15 protein-coding genes and 1 pseudogene are annotated in these 20588 nt (G+C 50.0%); 2 read left to right on the plus strand and 14 right to left on the minus strand.

Annotated features, from left to right (window positions below):
* The first annotated feature begins 80 nt into the window (after positions 1 to 80).
* The gene (locus tag GOM71_RS20585; RefSeq protein ID WP_156284467.1) at positions 81 to 722 is read left to right on the plus strand and encodes a TetR/AcrR family transcriptional regulator; all 642 of its coding nucleotides are present in this window, start codon (positions 81 to 83) and stop codon (positions 720 to 722) included.
* 2 nt (positions 723 to 724) lie between these two features.
* A complete protein-coding gene (locus GOM71_RS20590) occupies positions 725 to 1576 on the plus strand; it encodes a CPBP family intramembrane glutamic endopeptidase (protein ID WP_156284469.1) in 852 nt (283 codons plus the stop codon).
* Positions 1577 to 1876: 300 nt separating this feature from the next.
* Here GOM71_RS20590 and GOM71_RS20595 read toward each other — a convergent pair whose 3' ends face one another.
* The 14 genes and pseudogenes from GOM71_RS20595 to GOM71_RS20660 all read right to left on the minus strand — a co-directional run bounded on the left by GOM71_RS20595 (position 1877) and on the right by GOM71_RS20660 (position 20280).
* Positions 1877 to 2572 (minus strand): ABC transporter permease, encoded by a 696-nt coding sequence (locus tag GOM71_RS20595; RefSeq protein ID WP_253944954.1) that lies wholly within the window; start codon positions 2570 to 2572, stop codon positions 1877 to 1879.
* Complete coding sequence (locus tag GOM71_RS20600; protein ID WP_367649729.1) at positions 2565 to 3485, minus strand: ABC transporter ATP-binding protein; 921 nt, start codon at positions 3483 to 3485, stop codon at positions 2565 to 2567. The genes GOM71_RS20595 and GOM71_RS20600 overlap by 8 nt, the downstream gene beginning before the upstream one ends.
* 85 nt (positions 3486 to 3570) lie before the next feature.
* The gene (locus GOM71_RS20605) at positions 3571 to 4512 is read right to left on the minus strand and encodes a sensor histidine kinase (protein WP_156284471.1); all 942 of its coding nucleotides are present in this window, start codon (positions 4510 to 4512) and stop codon (positions 3571 to 3573) included.
* Between the two features lies 1 nt (position 4513).
* On the minus strand, positions 4514 to 5236 hold the full coding sequence (locus tag GOM71_RS20610) for a response regulator transcription factor (protein WP_156284473.1): 723 nt from the start codon (positions 5234 to 5236) through the stop codon (positions 4514 to 4516).
* Between the two features lie 256 nt (positions 5237 to 5492).
* The gene (locus GOM71_RS20615) at positions 5493 to 5960 is read right to left on the minus strand and encodes an SRPBCC family protein (RefSeq protein ID WP_156284475.1); all 468 of its coding nucleotides are present in this window, start codon (positions 5958 to 5960) and stop codon (positions 5493 to 5495) included.
* A 34-nt stretch (positions 5961 to 5994) separates the two neighbouring features.
* Positions 5995 to 9507 carry an S-layer homology domain-containing protein gene (locus GOM71_RS20620; protein WP_156284477.1) on the minus strand — a complete coding sequence of 1171 codons (3513 nt, stop codon included), beginning with the start codon at positions 9505 to 9507 and terminating at the stop codon, positions 5995 to 5997.
* Positions 9508 to 9665: 158 nt separating this feature from the next.
* Positions 9666 to 10361: a response regulator transcription factor gene (locus GOM71_RS20625; RefSeq protein WP_173275861.1), complete on the minus strand. Its 696-nt coding sequence runs from the start codon at positions 10359 to 10361 to the stop codon at positions 9666 to 9668.
* Between the two features lie 16 nt (positions 10362 to 10377).
* A complete protein-coding gene (locus tag GOM71_RS20630; protein ID WP_156284481.1) occupies positions 10378 to 12471 on the minus strand; it encodes a sensor histidine kinase in 2094 nt (697 codons plus the stop codon).
* Between the two features lie 123 nt (positions 12472 to 12594).
* Complete coding sequence (helD, locus tag GOM71_RS20635) at positions 12595 to 15024, minus strand: RNA polymerase recycling motor HelD (protein ID WP_156284483.1); 2430 nt, start codon at positions 15022 to 15024, stop codon at positions 12595 to 12597.
* A 353-nt stretch (positions 15025 to 15377) separates the two neighbouring features.
* Positions 15378 to 16250 (minus strand): AraC family transcriptional regulator, encoded by an 873-nt coding sequence (locus GOM71_RS20640; protein WP_156284485.1) that lies wholly within the window; start codon positions 16248 to 16250, stop codon positions 15378 to 15380.
* Positions 16251 to 16460: 210 nt separating this feature from the next.
* Positions 16461 to 16751: pseudogene (locus tag GOM71_RS20645) on the minus strand (SRPBCC domain-containing protein); the annotation flags it as partial.
* A 342-nt stretch (positions 16752 to 17093) separates the two neighbouring features.
* Positions 17094 to 18653, minus strand: a complete 1560-nt coding sequence (locus tag GOM71_RS20650) for a tetratricopeptide repeat protein (RefSeq protein ID WP_156284489.1) — start codon at positions 18651 to 18653, stop codon at positions 17094 to 17096.
* Between the two features lie 57 nt (positions 18654 to 18710).
* On the minus strand, positions 18711 to 19613 hold the full coding sequence (locus GOM71_RS20655) for an alpha/beta fold hydrolase (protein ID WP_156284491.1): 903 nt from the start codon (positions 19611 to 19613) through the stop codon (positions 18711 to 18713).
* A 40-nt stretch (positions 19614 to 19653) separates the two neighbouring features.
* Positions 19654 to 20280, minus strand: a complete 627-nt coding sequence (locus GOM71_RS20660; protein WP_156284493.1) for a TetR/AcrR family transcriptional regulator — start codon at positions 20278 to 20280, stop codon at positions 19654 to 19656.
* Positions 20281 to 20588: the final 308 nt, after the last annotated feature.

Raw genomic sequence — 20588 nt, forward strand, 5'->3', positions numbered from 1 at the left:
GAAAATACAGGTTGCCAAATTTATAAAAACTGCTATAATTTGTTATAGACCGACGGTCAGTCTATAAGGAGTGACGACATATGCGCATTATTAAAAAGCCCGAAGAACGCAGAAATGAAATTTTGGATGCTGCTGAGATGCTATTCGCCTCGAAGGGTTTCAACCAAACCACGATCAACGATATTCTCACAGAGATCGGCATTGCCAAAGGGACGTTCTACTACTATTTCAAGTCGAAAGAAGAAGTGATGGACGCCATTATCGACCGTTTCATCGCTAGCGGCGTAGAGGCGGCGGCAGCTGTCGCGAACAGGACGGATCTGAAGGCGCCCGAGAAGCTGCTTCACATCATTATGTCCCAGAATGCGGATTCCCCTGGAAAAGAACAAATGATCGAGCAGCTGCATCAGATCCGCAACGCGGAAATGCATCAGAAGAGCCTTGTCGAAACGATTCTGAAGCTGACGCCTGTCATAACAAAAGTTATTGAGGACGGGATCGAAGAAGGTTTCTTTTCGACGCCCTACCCGAGAGAGACCGTCGAGTTCTTACTTGTATCTTCACAGTTTTTATTCGATGAAGGTTTGTTTCAATGGCAGCCGGAAGAGCTCGCGCGGAAAGCGGCTGCTTTCGTCCACATCATGGAATCGGCTCTGAACGCCAAGCCAGGCACATTTGATTTTATTGAACGGCTGCTAAGCGGCCCTACAGGAGGAGAATAACGATGTCTTTAACGTACAAACCGCTTCGCTTTTTTTCGATTGCTTTTCTCATTACATGGATCACCTGGTTTTTGGCCGCATGGGAGAGTGAGAAAGGATCCTCCGAGGTTGTCGTCGGCTCTTGGTTGGGACTCGGATTGCTTGGGCCGCTGATCGCTGCTTTGATGATGATTTATGCCTTCGGCAACAGCCCGCTGCGGCGCGACTTCGCCAACAAGCTGATCAATCCGAAGCTCATCAAGCTTGCCTATGTGCCGTTCATCTTGTTCTTTATGCCCGTCGTCATCGTCATTTCCATCTTGCTATCGCTGCCGCTGGGCCAATCGATCGAACAGCTCGGCTTGACCGCCGAATTCAGCATTACAGACAGCGGCTCCATCATGAACTGGGTTATCCCTTTTCTTGCTCCTGCGCTGGAAGAGCTCGGGTGGAGCGGCTACGGTATCGACAGCTTGCGCAGACGATTCAAGCTGCTCCCCGCTACTCTCTTCTTCGGCGCGCTGTGGGCCGTATGGCACTTGCCGCTGTTTTTCGTGAAAGACTACTACCACTACAACCTGCTGCAAGACAATATCGTCTACGCCGTCAACTTCTTCGTCAGCGTCATTCCTCTGACCGTCATCACGAACTGGCTGTACTACAGAACGAACCGCAGCATGATCGCCGCAATTCTATTTCATGCGATCGTCGTCGTTTGCTCGGAGGCGTTCCTGATCACCGACTTCACCAAATGCGTCGAGACTGTTGTGCTTTCCATTATCGCTGTCGTGCTAATCATGAAAAGCGACTTATTCCGCAAAGCGCAAAACGATACGCCTCAGCTTGGGAGCAGCGCTCAACAAATTCATGGGTAAGTTGCTAAAGCCTGCACGATTGCAGGTTTCAACAAACGGGCAGCCAAAACGGGGCGAAAGCATGCATTTCTGCATCTTTCGCCCCGTTTCACTGTAATCGCAGCGACCATGGAGACAGGTTTACTTCTTCCTAGCAATCAACCAGACGGCGGATAGGACGCCCAACACAGCTGAGCTGTATAAGTTAATAAGTAAATCCGAGTTGCCAGTCCTCCAGTACATCAGACCGTTGACTGCAAATGAAACGACGCACAGTAAAATAACCCATTTCAAGACTTGTCTCATTGCGCTCTCTCCCCCCTATTTCAATACATCGACATGTTCAATGTTGCGGATCGACAAATATGCGATTACCGCGCCGATGAGCGCCAGTCCAATTGGCACCGCGATGATCGAATACAACGAGAAATTATCGATATTTTGGCAGACGACGAGCACAACGAGCAGCGAGGATACGATCGTTGCTGCTCCGGAATAGTTGCGCATGCCGAAGTACAGCGGGATCAAGCTGAGCAGGCTGGTCGCAAGCGCGCTCATCCCTACGGTTAACAACGATCTAGCCGCGATCGACCACGTCATTGGCTCGTTCACAATGACCACGAAATGATTGAGCACTCCGAAAGCGATGCCGACAATCAAATTGGCCGTAATATCAGCAGCAAGGACGAAAAGCGCGACAACGAGCAGTTTGGCTGCGATCAACTTTTTACGGTTAATCGGATACATGAACAGCAGCGTAATCGATTTATTGCGAAACTCGTCAATGACCATTCGTGATATAAGCACTGCACCAAAGACAATGTACGTTCCCCGAACAAGCGTATCGATCACAGAGAACGCCATGGCGTAGTCCGTAAAAGGCATGTCTGAGGATACGTCCTCAATCAGGCCGATTGCGCATACTAAAGCTAAAATAATGACATTGGCGATCATCGCACCCCACACGTAAGATCCGATGCGAAACTTGCGCATTTCGAGCTTCATAAGCTTAAGCAACGATGCCACCCCCGTTCAGGATAGACAGGAAATAATCCTCGAGCGATCCTTTTTTCTTATGCACCGCTTCGATCGCGACATCGTGCAGCACAAGCGCCCTCATTAACTCGCTTTGCGGAATAGGGCAATCGTAAATGCGGATCTGTCCCTCGTCGGTGACGCGAACGTTGGAAATGTTCAGATGATTTTCAAGCACGAAAGCTGTTTTACTGGAATCGAGACTCGTAATTTCAATATACTCCGAGGTTTGCTTGGCGATATGCTCCATCGAAACCTCTTGCAGCAGCTTGCCGTCATTCATCACGGCAATTGTATCTGCGATCAGCTCGATTTCCCCGAGAATATGGCTGGAAATCAGTATCGTCGTGCCATACTGCTTGCACAGCATTTTGAACAAATCGCGAAGCTCCTTAATGCCAAGCGGATCTAGGCCGTTAATCGGCTCATCCAGGATAAGCAGCTCCGGTTTCGTCGTAATCGCCCGTGCGATGCCCAGCCGCTGCTTCATGCCGAGGGAAAATTCCGACACCCGCTTGCCGTCGATCTGCCGAAGATTGACAAGCTCAAGCGCCTCGTCGATGGCCTTCATGTTGTGATAGCCCATATACGCGCAATGCAGCTCCAAATTTTCTCGGGCCGTCAGCTTCTCATAAAAAATCGGGGTTTCGATAATCGTCCCCATCCGCCCCAGCAGCCGATACGACGTATCCGTCAGCCGCTCGCCGAACATTTCGATTTCACCCGCCGTCGGCTTTACCAGGTTCGTCAACATTTTCATAACCGTTGTTTTGCCTGCTCCGTTCGGACCCAGCATACCGTATATTTCTCCCTGCTTGATGCTCATATTGACGTTCGAGACCACTTCCTTGCCTCTGTAAACCCGAGTCAACTGCTTCGTTCTAACGATATTCACTGTCGTCAACTACCTCCTTATGTGCTGTTGAGTTTATTGTAAGCATCGACTTTAGCTTTTTTCTTACTCGATTCTTACAAACTTCTTAAGCTGGGATGGAGATACGCTTCAGCCTGACCGTGAACACCGTTTCCGCGTAAGGCCTGCTTTGAATATGGATCGTTCCCTCCTGCGCTTCAACCAGCCTTTTCGTAATCGTAAGCCCCAGCCCGCTGCCTTGATACGATTTATTGCGCGAGTCCTCCAGCGTATACATGCGTTCGAATACGCGGTCCTGCTCCAATTCACCGATGCCTTTTCCGCGGTCCCACACTTTCGCGTACACATACTCATCGTCTTCCTGCAAAACAAGCCCAATCGTCTTGCCATCCCCGCCATGCTGAATCGCGTTAGCGATCAGGTTGCCAAGAATGCGGTCAAGCGCTTCTTCATTCCCCCATGCCAAAATAGGCTTATCCGGAATATCAATGGACACGTGAAAGCCTTTAGCCGTTAGCGTGTCGTAGAAATCGAGCATGTTTTTGCTGCAAATATCGTTCATATGGATGCGGGATAGCGGAATCGGCTTGTCTCCTGACTCCAGTCTCGCTAAATCGAAAAACTGGCGAATGAGCGCGAGCACCTCTTGCGTTTTGTCCTGTACCTTGGCCAGCAATCTTTTTCTTTCTTCCGCATCCATTTCCGGGTCCAGATTAATCGTCTCCAAATAGCCCAGAACAACCGTAAGCGGCGTCTTTAGGTCATGCGATATATTCGAGACCATCTTTCGCATAGACTGCTCAACCTTATTGAAATTCGCTGCCGTCAGCTGGTGATAATCAAGCAAGTGATTGATTTCGATTAGAAGGGGGATTAATGCGCGGTCATCCGTAAATAACAGCAGCTTCTCGCTGGTGCCTCCCTCGATAATGCAGTTCAAATCACCGCGGATCTGCTTCAAACTAGCGCTTCTTACGCGATAAACATAATATTGAACAGAAATAATTAGAATCAAAACAACGACGAGGACAGCTAATGCGAGGACCATCCTATTGGCCTTCCCATTTGTACCCGATGCCCCATAGCGTCTTGATATAGCGGGGAGCGGAAGGCTGCGCTTCGATTTTGTCGCGCAAACGGTGAATGTGGACGTTAATCACGTTCTCGTCTCCATAATATTCGTCGTTCCAGATGAAACCGTACAGCTGCGCCTTCGTGAACACGCGATTCGGGTTCGTGGCAAGCAGCTTCAATATCTCAAACTCTTTAGCGGTCAGCTTGAGATCAACGCCGTTCCTGAATGCGGAAAAGTTATCCAAGTCAATGCGCAGCCCGTCGACCGTCAGCACGCGGGAGCTAGCCGGGGAAGGCTGCAGCCCGGCATCCGCCGAGGCGGCAGCCGAATAAGTCGTTGCGCGGCGAATCGCCGCCTTAATGCGGGCCGATACTTCAATAAGCGAGAACGGCTTCGCGATGTAGTCGTCTGCTCCGAAGCCGAGCCCGATCGCCTTATCGACATCGCTGTCCTTCGCCGACATAATCAGAATCGGCATCGAGCTGCTTTCCCGAATGCGTTTGATCACTTCAATGCCGTCCAGCTTCGGCATCATAATATCAACTACAGCAATATCAAAGGCACCTTGCCGGAATAGCTCAACGCCGTCCAGGCCATTCGCAGCGACCGAGACGTCGTAGCCCTCTTTGAGCAAATAGTTTTGCAGCATCTCGACAATTTGGCTGTCATCTTCGATCAACAATATGTTATGGGACATTATTCTCTTATCCACCCTTGCGTTTCAGTTTTGGTATATCTATCATATTCGCGATTTATTTCCAAAACAAGCCAAAACAAAGAAGGAGACTTTGCTCTCCCAGAGCAAAAGTCCCCTTAGCTGAAAGACCGCCAACGCTAAAACGGCGGCCTATTAAGGCATGCTTTTTTCCGAACCGGAATCCACACTTCGCAAATCGACTCCGTATTCGCATGGCGTTGCTGATCTGTTTCTCCTTCTCGTCACAGTAACAATTCTACTTTGCAATCACTGGAGCTTGCAGCGCTTTAGACATGCCCCTCTCGCCTTCCTTCATGACCAGGTCGTGATTCCAGACGAACACCGGTTTCAACAGCGGCGCGAGAACGTCCATCCAGGCTTTATTCGTGTTCACTTGCCAAATGTACCGAACATGCGTCACAGAACCCGATTGTGTCAATGTCCATTCCCCCCTGCCCTCCAGTTCGCCTGTGGACCGGATCTCCATCTTGCGAGGGGCTTCCTTCACAATCACTTCGGCTTCGAACGAAAGCCGATAGGGCATCTTCGTACGGAACTCGTATCGATACTTTTCGCCAATTCCGTTCGGCAATCCAGACTGAAGCGGCTCGGCTTTAACGCCAGACCACCACTCGTCATATTTGAAGCCCGCAATCAAGCCCCACACTTGCTCGATATCCGCTTCGAACTTCCAATTCGTCTCGAAATTGTACTTGTAGTCCATTTTCATATTCCCCCTTCGATCCGCTAAGCGTGTTTTATTTCCGCTCTTGAACATGAAGCAGATTCATAATAATCATTACAGCTTCGGCTCTCGTTGCCGTATCGTCTGGTGCAAATCGATTGCCGCTGCGTCCGTTCACAAGTCCTAGTTGCTTAACCGCAGCTATCGAGCCTTTTGCCCATACCGGAATCAAGCTGTCATCCGCGAAACCGGTTGATGCGGCCTCCTTCGTATCTGCGCCTGCGGCTCTCGCAATCATGACAGCAAGCTCCGTGCGTATGATGCTTGCTCCAGGACGGAAGCTGCCGTCTTCATATCCATTTACAATTCCTGCTTTCACAGCTTGCGCGATGGATGGGCGCGCCCACGAGGGGAGGGAATCTGTGAAACGCAGCTCATCTCCGCCGTCGGCAGGCTTCAGCGCATTCATTAGCATCACGGCAAATTCCGCACGAGTAACGGCGGCATTCGGCTTGAATGTGCCATCCTCATAGCCCTTAATGATGCCTTCCTGTACGGCAGCCTTAATCGCTGCTTCCGCCCAGTGGCCGGAAATATCAATCAGATCCTTTTCTTCCGATGCCGTTTCCGTTACCAGCTCTCCAGTGACACTGTCTACGGCAAGCACCGCAAACTTTGTAAAGTGATCCACCGGCACGCTAATTCGATTGCCGCTTATTTTGCCGCCGCTAACTTTGACCCATGCTTTGGCAGTCTCGTCATAGTAGAAGATAGCAGCCGTTTGATGGCTATTCAGTCTCGACGAATCGAACACAATCGTCAACGTGACGGCTTTGCCGAATTTCTCGGGGAAGTTTTTCAGAACCTCGAAGACCGAGCTGACGAGAATCTCTTTCTTTGCAAAAAGATGCTGTGTGTCCGTTAGTCTTTCAATAGTGATTTTCAACTCTTGCGGAGCAGCGTCTGCCGGAACTGCGATCGTGATCGAACCGTCCAAGCTGACCTCGCCCGCTTGACCGGCGAGAAGCTGCAGCTTGCCGTTATCGGATGTAACCGGACCGATTGTTGGCTCACCTCCGCCGCTGGATATAACCTTCCATTTCGCGTATAGCGTTAGGTCCGACGTGATCGAGGTCGAGAAATCGAACGGCAGCTTGAAGCCGCTGTCCGTGTACCACCCGCCGAAAGAGTAACCTGTCCGCGTCGGATCGGCCGGCTTTGTTGCGTTGCCCCTATAGGCAACCACTTGGTCGCCTATAACTGATCCGCCATTGCTGTCATAATGTACCGTTTGCATCGTCCACTGCAAATACGGGTAACCGGTATGGATCAACTCATTCAGTCCCCACACCTCTTCATAATCCCACCCGTCGTATGTGCCGAGCGTCTTCATCTCACTCGTTGTCTTTCCCTCGCCTTTGCCTGTATCCGACTGGCCCGAAGTTTCTTGATCGTAATAACTGGTCTCGATTGAGCCTTCATTGACCCCGACCAGACCGCCTGAGTTCCCAGAACCTGTAACAGCGCCAATGGAGTAGCTGTTTTCGATCTTCCCCAAATTAGTACCAGCCAGACCCCCTACAAAGTATGCTCCTGTCGCACTTCCGGAGGCGTAGCTATTGCTAATTACCCCCCTACTGGTGCCAGCCAGCCCGCCTACTTCATTGCCTATTCCGCTCGCATTCACCTCAGCATAGCTGTTGCTGATCGTACCGCCCAATACGCTGCCAATCATACCGCCCACATTAGAAAAGGACCCGCTCACGCTGCCCGTGACATAGATACCGCTGATGGTTCCGCCGAATATGCCGCCAACCAAGCCGCCTACATAAGCAGCGCCTACAATATTGACGTTTTCCAGCCTCATATTCGTGATGCTGCCTTTGTCGACTGCGCCAAACAATCCAACAGCGTTTGCGCCAGGTCTGTTGATCGTCAACCCAGTGATGATATGGCCGTTGCCATCCAAATGCCCTTGAAATGGCGTCAGTCCGCCCTCTACAGACATTATCGGCTCCCAGCCGTCGCCATCCTGATAACCGCTCAAATCAATATCCGAAGTCAGCTCGAAATAGAGGTTTGGCTCCAAATACTTCCGGATCGCATCAAACTGCTCAGCGCTTGCGACCTGGAAAGGATCGCTTGCAGTGCCCATTCCGCTGTCGAAGTCATTCGATAAAGCAAACACGACTGTCGCATTGACATAACCGTCCGCTTCTATTCCAATGAAATGCATGCCTTCAGAAAGCTCCTTCAAAATCGTAATCTTACCGGCGTCGATGTTATAATCGGTTCCCGCCGAGAGCAATTCCGTTCCATCCTTCACCGCTGCAATTGCGCCGCGCCACGCTTCATCCTCTTCGAACGCAATCTCCATTTTGCCATCCGCATTCCGGCTCGCAGTCAAACTCGGCGGTGCATTCTGTATATCTAAACGCATCACTGTCGCGCTAAAGCTATTTTCCACATCCTTGTAAGCCACATAAGGCGTGCCGTCATAGACGTATATAGAAGTGAAATAGATCTCTCCAGCCGAAAATCCAGCGTTGCCCACCACTTCCCAACCCGTTGCACCCGCTCCGGTATATTTCATAACCGTAGCTTTACCGCCATTCTGCCAATCCTTAAAAGCTGTATAGGGGGTGTCCTCATACACAAACAAAGACAGATTGGATATGATTCCCAATGAAAATCCTTCATTGCCCACAGCTTCCCAGCCTGTCGCACCTTCTCCGGTATACTTCATGACTGTGGCTCTGTCTTCCTGCTGACCATCCTTATAGGCCACATAGGGAGTACCTTCGTAGACATGTATCGATGGATCAAGTGTCGTCCCTGCCGAAAATCCGGCGCTGCCTACCGTTATCCATTCACCGTTGTCCTCGTCATATTTCATAACCGTAGCTTTATCGTCATTATCAAGATCCGTGTAGGCCACGTAGGGAGTTCCCTCATCCATGTATAAGGAAGGTTCATCTGCTCTGCCTGTCGAAAATCCGGTGCTGCCTACGGCTTCCCAGCCCGTTGTGCCCGCTCCGGTATATTTCATAACTGTGGCTCTGCCATCTCGCTGCCAATCCTTATAGGCCACATAGGGAGTACCTTCGTAGACATATAGCGACTGGTATTGCGCCAACCCTTCCGACAACCCGGCACTGCCCACCGCTTCCCAGCCCGTTGCACCCGCCCCGGTATATTTCATGACTGTGGTTTTATAATCATTCCCTCCATCGGAATAAGCCACATAAGGGACGCCATCATAGATGGACATGGATAGATCGCTAGCATAACTCACCGAAAATCCGGCGCTGCCTACGGTTGTCCAGCTGCTGCCATCATAACGCATCACTGTGGCTTTATCGTTTTGATCCCGCAAAGCAACATACGGCGTACCTTCATATACGGACATCGTTATAGTACTGATGTAGCCCCCCGAGAATCCGGCGTCTCCCACTTCCTGCCACACCTGTACGGTCTCTGCCGCATACAGCTTAACGTCACTAGACGCCAAAAGCCCGGGAAACCCTCCTATCGCCAATAGCATGGCCAGCATCAAAGCTAGCGTGCGAACACCTCTGTCTTGCATTCCTCTTCCTCCCAATCGGCTTGATCTCGCCAACTTCAACAATAAATGGCATCAATATTCCCGATTATAGCAACCCAAGTTAAAAATCCGTTCAAAATCGACGCCAAACAATAAAAAAATGCCGCGTCAGCCGCGGCATTCCATGTCGTTATTCCATTTCAAATCGAAAATTTATAACCGAACCCGCGCACCGTTTGGATCAATAACGGCTTTTCCGGATTTTTCTCGATTTTTTGGCGCAAATTGAAAATATGGGCATTTACCGTCCTTGTGTCGCTGTCGCTCTCTTCCCCCCACACCCGTTCGAATATTTCCTCTGCGGCAAACACCCGATTTGGATTATGGATAAAAAATTGCAGCAATTGCAGCTCTTTAGGGAAAAATGGCATCGGCTGACCATCTACTTTCACTGTCATTTCAATCAAATCGACTTCCAGCCGTCCGTTACGCCACCAACGCTTTTGATTTTGCCCAATTGACTGAAACAGGTTCCTCTTCCGCAAATGCCCTTGAACGCGCGCTACCAATTCGGCGGGATCAAACGGCTTGGTCACATAGTCGTCGGCACCGATGGCAAGACCATTATAGATATCATCCCTATCACGCCTGCACGTAACAAAAATAAGGGGGACGTCTGATATCTCGCGAATTTTCCGACATATATCCGTACCTTCCATATCCGGGAGTTCAATATCCAGAATGACAACGTCCGGTTTTGCTGAAGAAAACAGCGCCAAGGCTTCCTCACCCGTCCCCGCGGTACACACCTCAAATCCGTGCTTGTCTAGATACATACAAATGAGTACCCGTAAGTCGGCCTCATCCTCGACGACCAATATTTTACCGGACATCATTGCCTTTAGCCCCTCCTCATTCACCATCGTTCTCCACCAGCGGCAGCGTGAAATAAAACGTGCTCCCCTCACCCGGCTTGCTCCAAACGCCGATCTCACCGCCATGCAATTCAATAATTTCCTTGCAGATTGCAAGTCCCAGTCCCATGCCGGGCTTTTTGCCGTCCTTCCTCTGCGCCTGATAGTATCGTTCGAACACGAAAGGAAGCGCCTTCTCATCAATGCCCTCTCCGCCGTCCGTTACCGACACGCAAACCTGTCGTTTCCCTTCCCGATCGGTCACGCTCACATTGATTTGAACATGCCCGCCAGGCGGGGTATGCTTCTTCGCATTGGACAAGAAATTGACTAGTACCTGCTCCAGCCGAAACGCATCTGCCAGAACAACGGGATCTTTGGCCGAATCCATACTGCCGATCGACTCTGCTTTGAACGATAATCCGGACTGTTCAAACTCCCATTGCTGTCCATCCGCCGCTTTTGCCACTAGCTGCCAAACGCGAACCGGACGCGAGTCGAATGAGACCTGCTTTGCTTCCAGCTTGGAGAGCTCACCGAGATCGCCAATCAACCGGTCAAGCGAAATGGTTTTGTCATAGATGAGCCGCAAATAGTTCAGATTGTCCGGCGGAATCACGCCGTCGATCATACCCTTCACGTACCCTTGAACGAGTGAGAGCGGGGTGCCAAGCTCATGTGAAATGTTCGACATCAGTCTGCGGCGGGCTTGCGCCGTCAGGGCAAGTTGTCGGCCGGCTTCCTCCAGCTCCGCCGTGCGCTCCCGTATTTTCAACTCTAAGGAATCGTTCAGCACAGCCAGCTCCCCCGATAGCCGCTTCACATCATGGAATGTCCGCGAATACCGTCTCGTCAACATAACCATTTGGATAATGATTGCCGAAAGAAGGCCAAACGGGAACAGATCGCCCGTAACGACAATGAGGTTGTAAAACAAGACGTCGTTAATCACCGCTCCAAGAAGGCATATCCATGAGGCGAAATTCATCCATGCGTCGTTCCGCTTGCGCCAAGCGGCTAGACCAAATATAAATCCAATATAGAAGAAGCTGATGACAATGACGATTTGGTACGGCAGCATCCACCTTGTATACACGGATGCGGGAAGCAGCAGAACCAGCAAGCTGAAAACGCTCGCGATTAACGCCACAAGCCGTACATACCAGAGGCTGGTATCCCGTGGAAACAATGTTTTCACGTAGTACAGAAAAAATGCCAATCCCAGCACGAAGCCCCAATACTCGATCTTCACGCCGATTTCCCAAGGAAGATGGGGAAACAGCCGTACAAGCAACGTTTGCCCTACAACTAGTGTGCGAAGGCCGATGATCAGGCACAACCCGCCGAAGAAGAGCGCTTCCTTATACTCCCGCTGCATGAAAAACAACGCCAGATGATACAAGCCCATGATGAGCAATATGCCTGCCATGCCGGATTGCAGAATAGCGCCATGCACCTGCAATCGATTGATTTGATCTGCATAGCCCAAGCTTACTTCATCCCATAAACCGCCTTTGCGCTGAACGAAATTGGACACCTGAATGACGATTTCTGTTTCCGTGGATAGGGGGACGAACAGATAGGCCTTGCTGTTATTTTTCGGAACCATATCCACCCTGTTTGGGCCGACGATTCCGTTGCCGTCAACCTCTCTGCCGTCAATCCACAGCCGGTAAGCGGTAGCTGCATTAGGGATCCACAAGGAAAAGCTCCTGCCCCTATCCGATTCGTCAAAGCGGATGGTTAGCTTATAGGTGGCGTAACCTTGGTTAGACAATGGCTTTCCGTTCAGACTATAGGAACTCCAGATATCCGGGACATGCACGTAGACTGCCGGAGAAGCGGTTCCCGTCCCAATCGAGCTTGGCTCGAGTAACTGCCGCCAATAAAACGCCCACTCTCCGTCCAAAGTTACAGGACCATTCCGATCAAACCGCCACTCTGAAACATCGATTGTTCCGGCTTCGGCACTCGCAAAAGCAGCCTTCGATTCCGAACCGCTTGACTTAGCCTTGACCTGTGCCGGGAAGACCAGCGAAAGCGCCGCCCAGAGGATGGCGAAGCATATGAATACTAAACGCCGTTTCAACATTAGGCTTCTCTCCGATTAAATAACTTTATTTCCCCTAATTCGACACATCGGGGGAGAGTCCTCCACTAAGTCGATTTCCGGAGCCAGGTATTCCTTCAACCATAATCCGTTCGAACGCTGCGATTACTCGACACCATACAGATCTTCATCAAGATCACGCACGAACGGTGACATTTCTCCTATTGCGTAAAGTTTAAGCCGGTGCATCGCCCGGGTACACACGGTATAGAACAGCTTGCGCTCGCTCTCCCGACTGTACGTTCGGGATGAAGTGTCATACACGAGCACCGCGTCGAACTCGACGCCTTTAGCCAGATAAGAAGGAATAACCGCGACCCCTTTCTCGAAGGTGATCGTTTCCTTCGTAATGAGCCGCAGCCCCTCGCATCCTTCAGCCGTCAACGCTTCGTACGCTTCACGGCTTTCAGTCGACGTTTTCGTAATAACGGCAATCGAGTCAAAGCCTTCCGCCCGCAGCATCGCAACATCCTGCGCGATACGCGACGCACGTTCCTCCCCGCTCTGCAGCTGAATTAAACGCGGCTTCCCTCCGCTTCTTTCGAACGGTACGATTTCCTCTCCTCCAGGCAGCATCAGTCTCGTAAAACGCACAATCTCCTGCGTGGAGCGGTAGCTGCGAACGAGGCGTATCAGATTCGTCTCCTCTTCGCCATAAAGCCGGATGAGCGAGGAATCTGCCCCATGCAAATTCGTCGCTTGCGTAAAGATCGCCTGGCCGAAATCGCCAAGCACCGTCATCCGGGCGCGCGGAAACAACCGTTTCAGAAAGGCATATTGGAAAGGCGAATAATCCTGCCCTTCATCGACAAATACATGCCGCACATCGGTATTTTTACGAGCACCCTCCACAAGCTCTTTTACATATAGGAACGGTGTCGCATCCTCATTAAACAACTCCTGCTGCTCCAGCTTCGCTTTCGTCTGCCTGCAAATTTCCGCCCAGCGTCCGGGCGCTTCCGCCCCGCCAGTCATCCGCCGATACTCAGCCACGTCCCCGAACAATTGGCGATACAGCCCGATCACATCAATGAATTTGAACCGTTTAACGGCTTTCCGCAGCGGCTCGAACCGCTCCTTCACAATCATCCGGCGAAGAAGCTCCTCTTCCTGACCCGCAAAATCGAAGACATTCTCCTCTCCTGTATTTTGCGTCGGAAGAGACTTGTGAACTTTGACATACAGCTGGGTAACATCGTCGAAAACCGCATCTTCCCGCTGATACTTGTTCAGCAGCGTTCGATACGCCTCATCATATTGCTCATCATCCAGATACTCGATCTCATCTTGCGCCCAATCCGCATCCCGCTCCTTGCGCTCCAGAGCGCTCAATTGCCGCAGCAGCCACTCCCGAAGCAACGAAACGCGATTCTCCAGCCGAATCGAGCTGTCGTAGCTGTAAAATTGCTTTTCCATTTGCGCAGGCGAAATGAGTTCACGATCCATAAAGCAAATCGCATTAAACTTCATGCCTTCCCCGCATAGCCATAAGGCGTAGCCCTGCAGCGCTTGAAGAAAATCCTCAGACGCTTTATATCGAATCCCTTGCAGCCGCGCTTCATATTGTTCCGACGGTTCGGCGGTCAGCACATATTCGAGTTGATCGAACGGGTCCTCCAGCTGCATCGTGGAACCGAGCCATAACGCCAAATACTCCTGAAAGGTCGTCTGCTGCATATTCTCTTCGCCAAGCTCGGGAAGAACGGTAGAAACATAACTGTTAAACATCGGATTCGGCGAAAATAATACGATCTGGTCGGCCGTAAGCCGATCCCTGTATTTATAAAGCAAGAAGGCAGCCCGCTGCAGTGCAGCTGACGTTTTGCCGCTGCCCGCCGCTCCCTGCACGATAAGCATCTGGCTTTTCGTGTCGCGTATAATCGTGTTCTGCTCCTTCTGAATCGTCGCCACAATACTTTTCATTTGCGAATCCGAGCCTTTGCCGAGCACCTCTTGAAGCAGCTCGTCGCCGATCGTCACGCTGGTGTCGAATACGTTGCGCAGCTGGCCGTCACGAATTTGATATTGCCGTTTTAACAGCATCTCCCCATTCACCGGTCCAACATGTGTCTGATAAGAGACCGGCCCGGGGGAATAATCGTAGTACATGCTTGCGATAGGCGTTCTCCAGTCGTACACCAGAAAATCCATGCCCTCTTCATCCGCAAAGGACGACACGCCGATGTAAATACGCTCTCTAACGCCCATGCCTTCCTCTTCAAAATCGATACGTCCGAAAAACGGCGTCGGCAGCAGCCGTTTCATATTCCGAAATTGCTGTACGCGCAAACGGTGGCTCCGCTCACGCTCATTCAGCAACGCTTCTTGTTGTCTGATGCTGTGGAAGGTTTCCTCGAAATCCTCATCCGTGTTTGTGTTGACTGTAACCTCCTCCCAAAACCGTTTGCGGATGTCCGTCACTTGATTGCGCAGCCCGGAAACCTCCGGCTCCAGCTTGGCAATTCTAAGCTGCAGTTGTTCGGTCACCTTATCCAGCCACTCTTGCTCCTGCTTCCAATCGTTCGCGCTGATCATCGTTTTGAGCACACTCCTTTTGGGGGATTAAAAAATACATTTGACAAACAAGGAAATGACATGGTAATATTAAAGTGTAGATAAAATGCATTAACTACGTCCTATTGCGAAATGTCGCATAGAGATTTTCTAAGCATACCACAAACCGACATTGCATGTAAATCGTTTATATAGAAAAGAAACCGGGCTACCATCCGGTTTCTTTTTTTGTTTGATCGGGGACTTTCTTCCGCTTAAGTTGAGCCCTAACCGGAATCGACACTCTGTACGAACTCACTCTACTGCTTTTCAATTTCGACGCTGACCATTGTTTTCCATGGTTCGGACGCATGGCATCGCATTGGGCACTTATCTTATTTTTGCTTCACCGGTATCCAGATCTGGCTTCTAAAATGTGGCGAGGACAGGTCCTTGCTCTCGTTCCAAAGCATTTCGGGACCGGCTGCCAGCTCATAATTAGCGGATGGAAACCATTCTGAATAAATGCGTCCCCATACATTTTGCAGCGTCTCGGGAAACGGTCCGACGGCTTCAAACACAGCCCAAGTTGACGCGCCGACCTCTAGCTGTGTCCAATTCGCAGGGCACTCTTCGGTAGTTGCCGCGCCTATATAATGATCAAGCTCCCCTTGCTCCTCCATCCTGCCCTCGGAAAAGTTAACGGACGCTTGGACCAGCCCGGCTGGTTCAATGTTAGACAACGCCTTTAACTCGGCAATATCCTCCAGCGTTAAGCTTTGCCACATCGCGGCAATTTCCGAATTGACGCCGTTAAACTGGATCGGCACCCGCTTGCTGATTCCGACGATACGGAAAGGCTCTTTCTCGACAATCTGATAGTTCATTGCGTTTCCTCCCTGAATGGTCAATTGAAAGGTCATCCTCGGATAAGCTTTTAACGTGGAGCCGTGCGTCTTGACCAAGGAGGGCGATATGCCATGCAAGCCTTGAAACGCGCGGGAAAAGGCATCGGCCGAGCTGTAACCGTACTTCACAGCCGCGTCCATAATTCGAACATCGCCGGCCTGAAGCTCGAACGCTGCCAGTGTAAGACGCCTCCGGCGGATATATTCAGACAGAGTAATGCCCGCAAGAAAGGAGAACATTCTCGAGAAATGATACTCGGAGCAGCACGCCAGCCGCGCCGCTTCTTTCATATCGATGTCTTCCGTTAAATTCTCTTCAATGTAATTCAACGCCTCGTTCAGACTCGCAAACCAATTCATCCGCTTGACCTCCCTTCAGGTATAGAATAGCAGGGTTAAACGGACTACATCCGACATCTGATGCACCATTTTGCAGGGTCTATAAGTGACTCATTATAGCGTTCGCTTTCAGGTTGCCCTCTTGAAACAGTTTCGACTCTATTTGATGATTCGATAAAATCTCGTGGATATAGCTGGACAATGTTGATTTGCCAGAGCCAGGTATCCCTTCACAAACGTTTCATCTTCTGCCCGTGGAGTAAGCACCCACTCGGTCTCCGTATGGTCTGACCACTGAATTCGAATCCGCTTGTTCTTCTCGATTTCTTTCACATCAATCTCATCCGAAACGCCGTACATCTCCCATTCCCAACGAACGCGGCTTCCCGCTTCCAGCCTTCCGCTGCTTTTCGTGAACCAGAACTTTGTTGTAACAGCGGGGTCGGCAAGAGCCTCAAACAATTCAGCCGGCTTTCGAATGAGCATCTCTGCTTTCACAACGGGTATTTGTTTGAACTCCATGATCCATCACTCCTTGTTATCGTTTCCGCTCTATTTTGTCGCAAGTATCCCATTATCAATAAAAAAAAGCCAAAGGAACTCAGAATCGCTGAATAACAGACCGATGGTTATCATCCGTCCGTTCGTTCATTCCATTCATGGTGTCCTTTGGCTTTACCTTAAGCGGAATCAGCCGACACCGTTCCAAGTTTTAGTTTCGTTTGGTCCAAAAGGGCATAGAACCCCTTTCCCGAAAACTAAATACCTCGAACGATATCGATCAACATCCGCTCCACCTCGTTAATAAATTATGACTAGTATATAGGGTACCGCAGTTTTCGACAAGAAGCAGCTCAAACGATGCTAGCGCTGTTCCTCGTACTGGCTCAGCAGCGCTAATGCCTCTTCATGATCAGGCTCAAGCTCTACCAGCTTCCGCAGGAAGCCCAATGCCTCTTCCTCCAGCTCCAGCTCAAAACAACAAATCGCCAGGCAGTAAAATACGGTCGATACTACTTCATCCGGATCTTGTCCGACCGATATTTCCAAGAAGCGCTTCGATTGCTCGTACTCGCTCATCTCAAATAACAGCAGCCCGCTATCGAGCGCCAGATCATACCGCTGCTCCATGACATAGAACGACGACCACATCAGTTCGATGCCTCTAACCAAATCCTGCAGCTCATCATCGTTAGCCTCGGCAAGCAAGCTTGATATGCGCGTCGTGCTCTGAATGAAAAATTCCGCATCGTATCCGCCAAGACGCCAGAAGCTTAATATTTGCGGCAGACCCATGCTGCCGATTTGGTGCTCGATCCATTCCTTCACGCTAAAAAATTCATCCGGACCAAACTGTTCTATATTTCTGCGATAGGCCAATCGGGTATTGGTATAGCTCATCGGCTGATCGGTATGCACTATACAGCCTACATTTATGTTGTTGTAATTTTGCTCAGGAAATAACGTCAAGGCGCCCTGCTGCTCAAACACATACTGCAGCGCATGATAGTTGGCGGTCAATGAGAAACATCCGTGCAGCACCAGTTGCGGCGGCTCGGCAAACTTCCAGTGATCCAGCAGATGATCGCCTTTATCTGCCGTAATGAGCAGGAACCCTTCCCGAGACAAGGCATTCAATCGTTCCATACAAGTTAATCCTGCAACCGGAAATAAAATATGGGAATCTTCCAATTGTTCCTGATAAACAGAAATGATATCCCGATAAGGATAGTTTTCCTGTTCGTATTCAGGCGCTTGACGATACTCGTAGCGCAGCTTGAGCTGACTCAGCATCTCTGCCGGGCTAAGCGAATCGTTGTCTTCTGGATATTCGACATAAACATCGGCTTCATGAATATGCCCGTCGCCCACATAAATCAATTCCTGCGGAATGACGTCAAAGAAGTAGTTGGCAATAACGATGATTGGCTGCTGCAAATCACCTTGGCTAATCGTTGTGCCGGAAACAACGAGCAACAAATCGGTAGCCTGAACGGCATCAAATTGCGCAAAATCGAGCAGTCCCTCCGCGATGAACGATTGCAGCGCAGGATGCTTTTTCCATCCTAAAACATTGTCCATCACCAGATCCGTCATCACATAACGGAAAGGAGGCAGCGGAATCCCCGCATAGTCTAGCAACTGGCGCAGCTCATGCAGCAAATGATAAGCGAAACGTCCCGCCCCTGCTCCAAGCTCCACGATGACAACAGGCTCTGCAAGATGCCCCTTATTCGCACGGTCTTGAAGGAACCCGAATATCATTTCCGCATATGCAGCAGCAATCATCGGATTACTCGTTATGTATTGAGGAACTTGGTCATTATTCCACGCCTTCATTCCTTTTTGCTCATAATACTCCCGTTGAAGATCCCATATTGGCGCTTCGCTAAAGCGATAACTTTGTTTGTTTTGAGTAGTCATAATCCTATCCTTGCCTATTAGACTTTAATAATACCCCTTATCGTACCCTTTTCTGCGTCAAATGCCAATCTTAACATCGTCTGCCTCGGACAAAAAACGAATCATTTCATTCTGAACGGCCTCGGGCTGCTCATGATTAACGCCATGCCCGGCATCGGATATGATCTTGTATGGGAAGCCTCCATCCTTCAGGACGCTAAGAAACTCCTCTTTATGATTGAGCTTATAGTCTCCCATCAGAAAATAAAGCTTCTCCTTCAGCCCCGCCGCCTTATGCTTATCATATAACTGAAGCTTATGAACGAACATCGCTTGCTGGTTATGCTGCTTCATCAACAGGACAAGATGATCCGCCAGCTCGGGATGCCGATCGAATACACGGGAGTTCGGCGAGCTCAGCTTTCTCAATATTTTATTCAAGTTGCTGCGGGTCGGGACGAGCATCTCAGGAAACATCATAAGCAGCGTTTGCACCATGCTTTTGATCGGGCTCGTGACCATCCCTCCTTCCATGCAAACCACTTTCTTAACTCTCTCCGGCTCATGGACCACATAATTAAACGCCATATATGCGCCGTTGGATACCCCTGCGATATGGAACCGCTCCAGACGGAGCTGATCGGCCACTTGATTGATCCAATCCACCTGTTCGAACCGCTTCTTGTTGTAATTCTCGTTAGGCACGCTTTTGCCCGGGCCGCCAATCGTATCGACGGCAATGCAATAGTAATGCTTCGACAAAGCCTTCATATTCAACATCCACATGACCGCCGAGTTATCCCCGACCCCATGGAATAAGAGCAGCGGCGGATGGTCAGGATTGCCTGCAATAATACAATGCGTGACGCCGTACCGGGTCTCGACATCCGCTTCCTGATAGGCGACGGACCACTGTTCAAGAAGGCGATTATAGGACTGCAATACCTGTTCTCTCCCTTTGGCGCTCTTAAATATTTTCATCAGGAAATCTCCTTTGCCGGGCTTCGTTAGAAAGCTGAATTTACCCTTTTTTCAAAAACGTTAATACCAATTCAACAGACGGCATTGGCGCTTGACCTGCTGTTTGAATGTTTGTAATGGCTAATCCTTGAATAAAGGAAAAGTAGGTAACGGCGAGCGTAATCGGATCGCCCTCAACGATTTCTCCAGCCTTCTGGCCTTCGATAATCATTGGAACGAGATGCTCGATCGGCTTTCTCATCTTCTCTGCCGAAATGCGCTTCGCTTCTTCCGGAATGGCTTCACTGGTCGCGATTTGCAGTAAAATAAACCGCCAATGCTGCATCGCAATACTATTTGGAGACAAATAGGCTTCTGTCAGCCAGACGATCCTTTCGAAGGGCGTTCCCTCCAGCCTCGCTGCATATTGAACCGATTGGCCGGCTCCTTCCGTCGCAAGATCCGCAATCTTAGTAAAAATCTCGTCCTTCGACTTAAAGCGTAAATAGACGTAGCCTTGGCTAAAGGCTGCGCTTGCAGCAATATCTTTAATTTTCGCGCCAGTGAAGCCTTTTTTGGAAAACACCTCGATCGCATGCATGATGATTTTCCGCGTTACCGCATCCGGAGCCATTCTTTCGAAGCCATCGATGAATCGTTGCTCCAGCTCCTTGCTTTGTATACTCATAGGAATAAGTCCCCCTAATAAAAGTGTGTTATGAATGAACGTTCATTCATAAAATACCATAAAAAGGTTAATATGTCATCTACAACTTAAAAAATGTTAGCGAAAAAAGGGGCTGTCCCATAAGTCATGAAAATGACGATGGGATACCCCTTTTTTTATCTGGGTTAAACAGTAAACTGCTCATTTAAATGTTCTTCCGATCGCCATTGCTCAGGGATTCCTTTGAATCAACGAGGTAAGGTTGGGATCCCTTCACAAAAACGAACGCTGACGCTTCTCCAGAATCATTTAAATGCTCCGTCTACCCT

This window comes from Paenibacillus sp. NEAU-GSW1, assembly GCF_009737085.1.
Classification (GTDB): Bacteria; Bacillota; Bacilli; order Paenibacillales; family Paenibacillaceae; genus Pristimantibacillus.